This window comes from Verminephrobacter aporrectodeae subsp. tuberculatae At4 (genome assembly GCF_000193225.1).
Classification (GTDB): Bacteria; Pseudomonadota; Gammaproteobacteria; order Burkholderiales; family Burkholderiaceae_C; genus Acidovorax; species Acidovorax aporrectodeae.
Genome location: NZ_AFAL01000982.1, coordinates 1 through 1,829, shown reverse-complemented (window position 1 = coordinate 1,829; position 1,829 = coordinate 1). Strand labels below are relative to the sequence as shown.

The 1,829-nt window shown below is 70.4% G+C and carries 2 protein-coding genes; both read right to left on the bottom strand.

Annotation, left to right across the window (positions count from 1 at the left end; all coding sequences use genetic code 11):
* On the bottom strand, nucleotides 1-1,433 hold a 1,433-nt coding region (locus tag VTU_RS0124075), incomplete at its 3' end, for an acyl-CoA dehydrogenase family protein (protein ID WP_010110182.1).
* A gap of 36 nt (nucleotides 1,434-1,469) precedes the next feature.
* On the bottom strand, nucleotides 1,470-1,829 hold a 360-nt coding region (locus VTU_RS0124070; RefSeq protein WP_010110180.1), incomplete at its 5' end, for a zinc-binding dehydrogenase.

Sequence of the window (1,829 nt, the reverse complement as noted above, 5' to 3'; positions counted from 1 at the left end):
CGGTCGAGCGCCGGGTGCGCGCCGCGCGCGGGCGCGAGTTCATCGGCCAGCGCCGCCGCCGTGTCGGCCCGGCGCAGGGCGCGCAGCAGGTCCAGCGCCATGATGTTGCCTGCCCCTTCCCAGATCGAGTTGAGCGGCATCTCGCGGTAGATGCGCGCCATGACGCCCTCGCCGCCCGCTTCCACGTAGCCGTTGCCGCCCAGGCATTCCATGGCCTCCTGCGCGAACGCGCTGCCGCGCTTGCAGACCCAGAACTTGGCCACGGGCGTGAGCAGCCGGGCCATGACGGCCTCGTGCGGGTTCGTGCCGCGCTGGTCGAAGGCGTTCGCCAGGCGGATGGACAGCGCCGTGGCCGCTTCGCTCTCGAGCGCCAGGTCGGCGAGCACATTGCGCATCAGCGGCTGGTCGATGAGCTTCTTGCCAAAGGCCATGCGCTGGCGCGCGTGGTTCAGCGCCTGCGTCAGCGCCTGGCGCATCAGGCCGCTGGTTCCCAGGGCGCAGTCGAGCCGCGTCATGCTGCCCATCTCGAGGATCTGCGCGACGCCGCGTCCCTCCTCGCCCACCAGCCAGGCCAGCGCGTCCATGAATTCGACCTCGGCGCTGGCGTTCGCATGGTTGCCCAGCTTGTCCTTGAGGCGCTGGATGCGCAGGCCGTTGCGCCCGGCGCTGCCGTCCCCGGGCAGGACGCGCGGCAGAAAAAAGCAGCTCAGCCCGCGCGGCGCCTGCGCGAGCACCAGAAAGGCGTCGCACATGGGCGCGGAGAAGAACCATTTGTGGCCCGTCAGGCGAAAGCGCTGCCCCCAGGCGTCGGCGCCGTCGGGCAGCGCCTGCGTGGTGTTCGCGCGCAGGTCCGACCCGCCCTGCTTCTCGGTCATTCCCATGCCCATGGTGAGCGCGGATTTTTGCGCGAACGGCGCCAGCCGCGGGTCGTAGCGGGTGCCCGTGAGTCCCGCGCTCCAGTCGGCCCACACGGCGGCGTTGCCGCGCAGCGCGGGCACCACGGCGTAGCTCATGGAGACCGGGCACAGCACCGCGGGATCGGCCTCGGTAAACAGCATGAAGCCGGCGGCGCGCTCGGTATGCGCATGCGCCGCTCCCGGGCGCGCCCAGGGCGTGGCGTGCAGCCCGTGGCGCAGCGCAGCGCCGATGAGCGCGTGGTAGCTCGGGTGAAACTCCACTTCGTCGCTGCGCTGGCCAAAGCGGTCGTGCGTGTGCAGTTGCGGCCTGTGGGCATGCGCCAGGCGCGCGTGGTTTTGCATCTCGGCAGAGCCCATTTCCGCGCCCAGCGCGGCCAGCCCGGTCAGCGGCAAATCCGCGCAATGCAGGCGCAGCGCATCAAGCAGGGGCAAGTTGGTGGCAAGCAGGTTTGCGTTGACCCAGGGTGCGCTCTGGTTGAACACGCTGTGGGTGTTGGCGGGGCCGGTGGCGTGCATTGCGGACTCCTCGGCATGGCGCTGCGGGGTGCCGTTTCAGATCAGCTGGACAAGTTGCTTGCCAAAATTCCTGCCCTGGAGCAGGCCCAGAAAAGCCTCTGGCGCGGCGGCGAGGCCCTGCGCGATGGTCTCGCGCGGGCGCAGCCTGCCGCTGCCCGCCAGCGCGCCCAGTTCCTTCAGGGCCTCGGGCCAGACCTCCAGGTGCTCGCTCACGATAAAGCCCTCGATCCGCATGCGCTTGACGAGCAGCAGCGCGGGGTTGGACAGGGGCTGGGGCGCGCCGTCGTAGCCGGCGATCAGTCCGCACAGGGCGATGCGGCCAAAGGCGTTCATGCGCAGCATGACCGCGTCCAGGATCCAGCCGCCCACGTTCTCGAAGCAGCCGTCGATTCCCTG